Annotated in this window: 8 protein-coding genes; 1 reads left to right on the forward strand and 7 read right to left on the reverse strand. The window is 55.7% G+C overall.

Translation table 11 applies throughout. The features are described from left to right. Positions 1-462: 462 nt before the first annotated feature. Complete coding sequence (locus WA354_RS07215) at positions 463-2,028, forward strand: carboxylesterase/lipase family protein (RefSeq protein WP_472812324.1); 1,566 nt, start codon at positions 463-465, stop codon at positions 2,026-2,028. Positions 2,029-2,369: 341 nt separating this feature from the next. Here WA354_RS07215 and WA354_RS07220 read toward each other — a convergent pair whose 3' ends face one another. The 7 genes from WA354_RS07220 to WA354_RS07250 form a co-directional block, all read right to left on the reverse strand. After that, complete coding sequence (locus WA354_RS07220) at positions 2,370-2,606, reverse strand: hypothetical protein (RefSeq protein WP_472812325.1); 237 nt, start codon at positions 2,604-2,606, stop codon at positions 2,370-2,372. Further along, entirely contained in the window at positions 2,596-2,859 is a 264-nt protein-coding gene (locus WA354_RS07225; protein ID WP_472812326.1) for an IS4/Tn5 family transposase DNA-binding protein, read from the reverse strand. The genes WA354_RS07220 and WA354_RS07225 overlap by 11 nt, the downstream gene beginning before the upstream one ends. Positions 2,860-3,091: 232 nt before the next feature. Next, on the reverse strand, positions 3,092-4,435 hold the full coding sequence (locus WA354_RS07230) for a DUF116 domain-containing protein (protein ID WP_472812327.1): 1,344 nt from the start codon (positions 4,433-4,435) through the stop codon (positions 3,092-3,094). Between the two features lie 322 nt (positions 4,436-4,757). After that, on the reverse strand, positions 4,758-5,771 hold the full coding sequence (locus WA354_RS07235) for a zinc-binding dehydrogenase (RefSeq protein WP_472812328.1): 1,014 nt from the start codon (positions 5,769-5,771) through the stop codon (positions 4,758-4,760). A gap of 218 nt (positions 5,772-5,989) precedes the next feature. Next, positions 5,990-6,610: a DUF7010 family protein gene (locus WA354_RS07240; RefSeq protein WP_472812329.1), complete on the reverse strand. Its 621-nt coding sequence runs from the start codon at positions 6,608-6,610 to the stop codon at positions 5,990-5,992. Between the two features lie 9 nt (positions 6,611-6,619). Next, positions 6,620-7,171, reverse strand: a complete 552-nt coding sequence (locus WA354_RS07245) for a hypothetical protein (protein WP_472812330.1) — start codon at positions 7,169-7,171, stop codon at positions 6,620-6,622. Beyond that, the gene (locus WA354_RS07250; protein ID WP_472812331.1) at positions 7,172-8,107 is read right to left on the reverse strand and encodes a CPBP family intramembrane glutamic endopeptidase; all 936 of its coding nucleotides are present in this window, start codon (positions 8,105-8,107) and stop codon (positions 7,172-7,174) included. Positions 8,108-8,151: the final 44 nt, after the last annotated feature.

The following is an 8,151-nucleotide window of genomic DNA, read 5'->3' on the forward strand; positions in this document are numbered from 1 at the left end:
ACCGCGCCCGCTAAGTACGCCTGCGGCTTCCTTCTCGTGTCCAAATCGAAACCGCCTCGCGGAGCAAATCGAGCCTCACAATTAGACCTCCTCCGCGCGAAGCGCTTCCGATCTTGGATAGCTACCACTCGCCAACAACTCAAAAATGGTCTCCGAAGTGGAGAATGAGTCGGGCCGTCCATACCGCCCAACCCAGGTGGCAATCCGCGGTATTGCCCCTCATTTCCGTCGGAATTGCGTCGTGGAACCTCCTTCGACAATTCTGGTAGTGACAGGCTTCCGCCTGGTTCATATTCCAGTTGCTGCCTTGCTCCAGTATGAATATCATGCAGCGTATCCAGATCGCCCGGTGAGAAGACTGGACCGTCGCAGGCGAGTCTGGTTTCCCATACAACCCCGACTCCCATTGGGAGCGTTCTGATTCTGTGACTGCCTGAGTCTTCCCCGGCCTATGAGGACCCCATGCATTCAAGTCAAATCACTCTTTCGCTCGTTTCTTCAGTTGTTCTGGCCTTCACATCGTTGGTCCACGCACAACCTTCCGACCCGACCATCGTCAAGACCGAGAGCGGAGCCGTTCGCGGCGTCGCGAAAGGCGGCGTCATCAGTTGGAAGGGCATTCCTTATGCCGCACCCCCCACGGACAAACTCCGTTGGCGTGTGCCCCAGCCGCCAGTCGCGTGGTCGGGGGTGCGAGATGCCAGCCAGTTCGGGCCAGCCTGCATGCAGGCCGACGATGTACTGAAATCTGAAGACTGTCTTTTTCTGAATGTCTGGCGACCCGCAGCGGCATCCACACGGCCGTATCCGGTGATGATCTGGATTCATGGCGGTGCGATGGTGCACGGCAGCTCAACGATTTACCCCGGCGACGCTCTGGCGGCGCAAGGCGTCGTGGTAGTCAGCATGAACTACCGGATGGGCAGGCTCGGCTTCTTTGCCCATCCCGCACTCGCTGCCGAGTCTCCGAATGATGTGCGCGGCAACTATGGATACATGGACCAGCTCGCAGCGCTGAAATGGGTACAGCGAAATATCGCGGCCTTTGGCGGAGACCGGAAACAAGTCACGATCTTCGGCGAGTCTGCCGGGGGTGGATCAGTTCTGGCTCATCTTGTTTCACCGATGTCGCACGGACTATTTGAACGCGCGATTGTGCAGTCCCCAGGCACACCCGGCGGACGAGTCAAAGTGATTCCTTCGTCGGACCTTGCATCCGCCGAGAGATCGGCGGCGGACTGGGCTCGCTCGGTTGGTGTGGCTGGGGAGGGCGCCTCCGCCGTGGAGCAACTGCGTGCGCTACCCGCGTCCAAGTTGCTCGAAGGAACGAGCGGACCTCAGACGCTTGCAGCTCTTTCGGCTGGCACCAGTCCTCCCGGCATGGCAATGTCGATCATCGATGGGCGTTTCCTGACAGAGCCGGTCGAGACAGCGGTTGCGGCCGGTCACTGGACGCAAGTACCCATCATCGTGGGAGCCAATGATCGCGATCTTGGCCTCGGAGTCGCCGACAGCAAAGACCAACTCTTCACGATTTTCGGCCCTGACGCAGCCGAGGCACGCAAGCTTTACGACCCGCTCGGCGATCAGACCCTCGATGAACTGAAGCAGCAGGTCTTTGCCGACAGGACGATGACTGAGCCTATAAGGCACTTGGCTAATTTGATGGTACGCAGCGGGCAGCCGGTCTATCTTTATCGCTTCGCCTATGTCAACGAAGCAGCACGCGGAAAGGTGATGGGCACACAGCACGGCTTTGAAATACCCTTCACGCTCGACGTTCCCGGAGCCCTCGTTAAAGACAAGGTCACATCAACCGACAAAATAATGGGAGACCTCGCGAGCGCCTATTGGGTCCAGTTCGGAAAGACCGGCGATCCGAACAGTGAAGGCCGTCCAACCTGGCCGCACTATGATTCGTCCGTGGATCGGTTGATTCACTTCACCAACTCAGGCGTAATCGTCGGCACCGATCCCTTGAAACCCCGGCTCGATCTTTGGGAGCGCGTATGGAGCCGTGTGCAGTGAAGGTGTTTGCGCACATCTGCGCAATTTCTTGGTCATCTGCCTATCTCCTCCGGCGCTCAGTTTCGGGCGAATCACCGTCTATGGGGAAGTAACCCCGAAACGGTAGAACGCGGGTTACTTCCGCATCGGCTACCACACACTCTCTGGTCTTTCGTTCGCCCATCAAATTGCGATAGAGTGCCGACGTGAACCGTTTTCGGAACCTATCTACAATCACCGATCTCCACTCGGACTTGCCAGCCCCTGCGGATGAATCTTGAGTTCATAGCTCGCGCGTGGCCTTGATCGCAGCTTCCCCCGACGCGTCTATCTCACCATGAGGTGGGGAGGCGAACGGCCGCTCAGTCTTCTAGGACGGGACCTCCGAAAATCGGCCGGCCGCCCAGAGAGATGTAGAACGCATAGAGCGCTATCGCGGCCAGGAGCAGAATCCCGGCAAGACTTATGTCGGCGTACCACGCGGAGCCCTGGGTCGTCAGTGGAAGGTGCATTAAACAGAATCCGAAGACGAAGGAAACCACCAGTGCCAGCAGGCCAAGGCGGATCAGCAGCAACACGCTCAGCCCATTAAGGATCAACCCGACCACTAAGGCAATGGCAGCAGTCCGGCAACCGATAGGCGGCCTTGGTGTTGGCCCAGTCCTGGCACGCCCACGGAGTGGACGAGCCCACTCGGCTCGACAATTGCTCCAGTAGTTGCCGCAGTCGTTTGCCGTGCCGAGCGTCGGGAAAAACGCATCCCATCAACTCATTGTCTATCCACGAATCCCTTCCCACCGAATCCGCCGCTGGCCTCTGCTGAATGCTACGAGACAACCGCCTGGCTTTCATGGCTCTTACTTCGCCATGGACTTCTTCTCAGTGTAAGTACCAGACTTGAGGCGGAATATTCCGCATCAATATTTAAAAGAGTTCAACTTGTGGGTAATTGAAAGACTCGGCGTACGCTTACAAAAGACGGAGAGATTATCCAAGTTCGGATTGTACCCGGTGGTGTGCTGAGGGCGGCGCGACCACAGAATATGAGGAATGTTAAAGAGGAGAGCTTCGCCAGGTAACAGGGTTACGGCCTACCTCCAGCAATAATCTGAACCAGCCTGTCCCCATTTACGGCCGTCGGTAGACCCTCTTGGTCCCAGTGTTTCTTACAGCCGGGATAATCCAGCGGAAGGCACTGCGAAGCGATTCTGCGAGAACGCATTTCATATCCGCCTGGCAGGATATTCAGCATGCAGGCAACAGCGGTTACACCGACGCCTGGCTCACGTTCCCAGCGATTGAGCCAACGACTGAAGCCTGTGGAGTGAGCAACCAGATAGACGCTTGCACCAAGTTTTCGCATGCGCTGTGTAATACGGTTCACGGTACAATCTGGGTCGCAGGCGACACAATTCATATCAACCCCGTGGATGGCCGCTTTACAGGTGGCAGCTTTTGCTCCGCGCAAGCACGTCGGCACCAGCACAACCTTGCGCACCGTATTTTCGAACGAATTCCGCAAACCACGATTCATCACATCGGCAGCTAGCATGTTCAGGTGATACTCCACTGGTGGCCGGCCACAGAAGATCTGATCTTCGCGGCAGCCACGGTGAGCATATTCTCCGGATAAGAATCGATTTACACCTTCGGTGAAGGTGCCGAGTCCTGCCGCTGCCTCACAAGCGAAGTCATCAAAACTCTCGACCGCTGCGCTTATACAACACAGGGCATTCTCAGGAGTGAGTGTTGCCAGATAATTGCGCCAGTTCCTGAGTCGAAGAGCCTCTTGCTCATACTCACCTGTGGCTCTGAGCCAACGAATCAGTTGCGAGAGACCCGCTAATGAATACCCAGCCCACGGTTGCCCCACATTGCCTCTCATCAATGCTTCACGCTCCCGAGTGCTTCGAGTCGATGAGAGAAAGTAGTGACGGGAAAACCGCGCCCGCAACCAGTCTGCAGGAGCCTTGAACATCGGCACAGTCCGGCGCAACACGATGAGGCAATGAGCGAGTGTAACGACCCATCTTGATGTCGCTTGCGCTACCGTTTCGTATCTTCTGATAGCCATTCCTAGAGTCAGAAACTCAACCACGTATTCACCACGAGTGCGTGGTAGTTCTTCGTTGTAGATGCGCAAGTAGTGGCAGTATCCATCCAGGATCGGCCCGGCATGATCATCGATCCGCGCTACGATCTTTTCTGCGAACTTCGCCATTTCAGCGTAGAACGCATTTGAGTCGCTGCTCCCGTTACGCAGGTCGTAAATTCGATTTCGATTGGGTGACGATTCAAGGAGCGAGTTTTCAGGGCAGCGTTCCGCGCTTGGGATTGCATCCCAATCCGGCGTGGTGTCCGGTCGAAATCCAGGGCGGGAGCTTCTGTCCATGGCGTGGCACTTTTGCAATCCGCGATCGACCTTCAACGGTCACGAATTCGCACAACAAATAGTACGCTCTGAATGTTAAAAGGTTCCGAGCAATCCTATTCCAATGTTGCGCACGTCAAAGGCAAAAGTGTGACAAGAATCACTCAACTGGGTGTATCAAGCCCGCCGGTCTCCTCAATGGGATATCGGCAGCCCTCAAACCATGGAGAAAATCAACCTTGCGTTTGCCGAAACTCATATTGACACTACTCCACCAACCTACTCGGTACAGTCTCCCGAGCCTCGTGAACAGTGGGTTGTGAAATCCGGAACTGGCGGTGAAACGATCAGCAGTGCGTAGAGCAAACGTCGGAACGCCCTAATTCGCTGTGAGGACTATCTTTCCTTCGACCGAACCTGACGCAAGCAGTTCAATGGCCTGTTTCGCTTCAAGAATGGCGAAAGTACAGGAGACGAATGTGTCGATCTTCTTTTCCCCGAGTAGCGCGAAGATCTTCGACAAGTCCTCGCGGAAGGGTTTCGGATCCTTTCGATAAAGCGCAGTGATGCCATAGAATTTGCCGCGTCGACCACGTAGACGCGCACCAATGAAGATGTTGGCAAACATCAACAATTTAGAGAGAATCCCTCGAGCACCTACGAAGCCGAATCCGACCAGAGTCCCGCCGCGCCGTAACGCGCTGATGCACGGGCCGATGTTGGATCCGCCCACTGCGTCGAAGACGTAATCTACTCCTTCGGGTTCAAGCGTGCGCAGAAGGCGATCCAAGGGCCCCTTCCGATAGTCGATTGGCGTGGCCCCCAGCGATTGCACGGTGGGATGCTTTCGTTCAGATGCGGAGCCGTAGCTCTTCACTCCCGCCAACCTCAGCAACTGTAGCGCCGCGATGCCAACTCCCCCAGCTGCTCCTGTGACGAGGGCTGTTTGACCGGGCTGCACCCTGGCGACACGATGAATCATTTGCCATGCGGTTACAAAGTTAAGGATTACCGCGGCCACATCGGTGTCGGAGGCGCCATCGGGTACCGGCACGAAGTGTTCAGATTCGCGTACGAGATATTCCGCAAAACCGCCATACACTGTGAGAGCGGCTACGCGCTGGCCTAGTTCAAAGCCGCTGACACCGGTGCCAACCGCATCGACGATCCCCACGACTTCATAACCGGGAACGAACGGGATCTTCGGCGCAAATGGATAGTTGCCTTCCAGCATGATCAGATCGGTCGCGCCAACTCCAGCCGCGCGGACCTGTACTCGCAGCTTTCCGGGACCAGGATCTTCAACCGGAAGCTCGACGACTTTAAGGACGTCTGGGCCACCCTTTTTCGTCAGCATCACTGCCCGGTATCTCACTGCCATCACCTCGGTCATATGGTCCTCCAACTCTAGCCGCGGCGTCCAGATCTCCGATAACGCATTACTACCACAACGGCAGCGGCAGATGCGGCTGCGGCACACACAATGATGAGAGCAAGATTCATTCGATATCTCCAAGTGATGCGTGATGTTTCTTTCAGATATGTCGACAAGCGGTGGTTTGTTCCTAAATCAGCCCATAACTTGTGTCTCCAGGACGCCGATCGCCCGGTCTATCGGTCTGTGCAAGCGTGAATTCGATATTTGATCCGGTTCCATATCAGAATCCACCTCATACGTTTGAGATAACCAGCACCGGTGTGTCGATTGATCGCTTGCTCATCCAGACAAGTGAAACCATGTAAACGATCACGATCACTATGGGTACAGCGATCAGACGATGAGTTGGAAAAACGGACCAGGCCGTTACTACAGGGGCTCCGCAAAAGGGCATGGATGAGTCCTACCGGATGCTGGATGATCCAGGAATAGACAATCCAATGAATGCCCAATGCAATTCCCAAACTGAGTGGAAAGAATTGTCGTGCTCCAAAAAGCAGCGAGAGGTGGACCGCCCATAGGAGATTGACCATGAGAACACTCATGCCCATGAGCCGGGAAAGCGGATTCGAGCGGTCAGTCAGAGTCTCATGGCGCAGCTTGCCGATCAGAAGTGCGATTGGGGAAATTAGTCCTGTTCCAAAAAGCATGACTACGGTCGCTTGATTCTCTCGCAACACATACCCGCACGCGGCGATGACGAGCCAGACAAGTGCCCCTGCCAAAGGCATTGATAGAGAACGGTTGGTCTCCCGTTCGTAATTTGATCTCAGTTCGCTAAAAGTTTCGTTCATCTGCGGATTCTAGCTCCCAATTGAAGTGTGGCTGGTATTTGATTCAGGGGATCGCGAACGGAGGCGAGCGCGAAGGAATTCAGGAAAGCTCGAATCGAAACTTACCCAGAAGAGAGGCAGTTGGAGGGTGGCGAACACCGAGCACGACAAACGGTTGAGAACGAAATCACGACCGGACCAAAGAACTTCAGGGAATCCAAGACCCAACTCGACAAGGAATAAGTTGAACAACAGGCTTGCTGTCAGCCCGATCCACACTAGCTTGCCCCTGCTGAGAATCAAGATCCCGGTGGTCATCTCAAAGACCGCGAGCAGCAATGCGAAGAAGGTGATGTGTGGCATGACAACTGAATTCCATAGCTCACGCGAGATCGCGAAGATCGAAGTTAGACCAAGTATTTGGTATACGTGGTTGTTCCTCAGCCCATACCAGACGTGGCTTAGACTTCCACATAAATACCACAGAGCGAAGAACAGGCGGGCTGCATTTGACCAGAATCCCGCCACGATCAGTTTGTGACGAGACTCATGAGGCATCGTGAATCCACCAGACTCTCTCACTTAACCTCCTCCCGGCCTCACCGCACCAATCGCGAGAAAGCTGAAGATCACCACATCCTGCAAGAAATGGATGAACCATGGCCACAGCATTCCCTCGCTCTCCAGCATCGCGCGACCCAGCACGTAGCCGAGACATCCAGACATGCACACTCCGATGACGCCGTAAGGGACGCCATAGTAGTGCGCCAGTCCGAAAAAGGTCGCGGTAAGCAATAGAGCATTTCGGTCCCCCACTGCTGATCGCAAAGTGGCAAGCAACGAAGCACGATAGGAGAATTCTTCGCTGAATGAATTCATCGCAGCAAGTAGAAGGATTAGCGGGAAGAGCGGTACAGCGGCGCGTACGCGGGCGTCGTCGGGCCGCCCGGCTATGAGCACGAACGTTAGAGTCCCGAGAGCAATGAAAAATGCCATGGGTGGCCCAAGGAGACTCCAGGCGATAGGCTTGCGAATCGGCAGATACCACACCGGTCGCGCTTGCGCCCCCGGCATGGCCAACCGCAAGAAAGCACGCCGGCGGCTTCTAACAAGTAACCAAACCACCGCAATCAGCGTGCCTGTCGCTCCTAGCCGGATCAACTGCATGCCCATCATCGAGCGGCCCCAGTTACCCGTGAACCACCGCAGGAACGCCGGCGCGTCCATAGTCAGTTGCCCCAGCCGTTCCAGGGACAGTATCGCAAGAAAGACGGTGGCGTACGGAGCCAGGGGCCGAAGCAAGCGCACGAAAGCGGAGAATGCAAGCAACGCGAGCACAAGCATCAGCTTTCCCCGGAATAGCCAAGGCGTGCCCCGATGCATCGTTTCCTGCCAGAGGATGTTGGGCGCTGAAGAGAGGAGGATAGTGATGATCCAGGCAACGATTATTACCCGGCGCTCAGAAGTGGATGGAGCAACATGCGATCCGACCTCTGCATGCATGACAGCGTGAGTCATGATCTGCCTGTCATTCTTTGTATGTCCTTCTCAGGGCACCATCC

The organism is Occallatibacter sp. (genome assembly GCF_049802275.1).
Taxonomy (GTDB): domain Bacteria; phylum Acidobacteriota; class Terriglobia; order Terriglobales; family Acidobacteriaceae; genus Telmatobacter.

Excerpts from the sequence above, each read along its gene's own strand:
- WA354_RS07250 (WP_472812331.1), bottom strand. The coding sequence starts at position 8,107 with ATGACTCACGCTGTCATGCATGCAGAGGTCGGATCGCATGTTGCTCCA.
- WA354_RS07240 (WP_472812329.1), bottom strand. The coding sequence starts at position 6,610 with ATGAACGAAACTTTTAGCGAACTGAGATCAAATTACGAACGGGAGACC.
- WA354_RS07215 (WP_472812324.1), top strand. The coding sequence starts at position 463 with ATGCATTCAAGTCAAATCACTCTTTCGCTCGTTTCTTCAGTTGTTCTG.
- WA354_RS07225 (WP_472812326.1), bottom strand. The coding sequence starts at position 2,859 with ATGAAAGCCAGGCGGTTGTCTCGTAGCATTCAGCAGAGGCCAGCGGCG.
- WA354_RS07235 (WP_472812328.1), bottom strand. The coding sequence starts at position 5,771 with ATGACCGAGGTGATGGCAGTGAGATACCGGGCAGTGATGCTGACGAAA.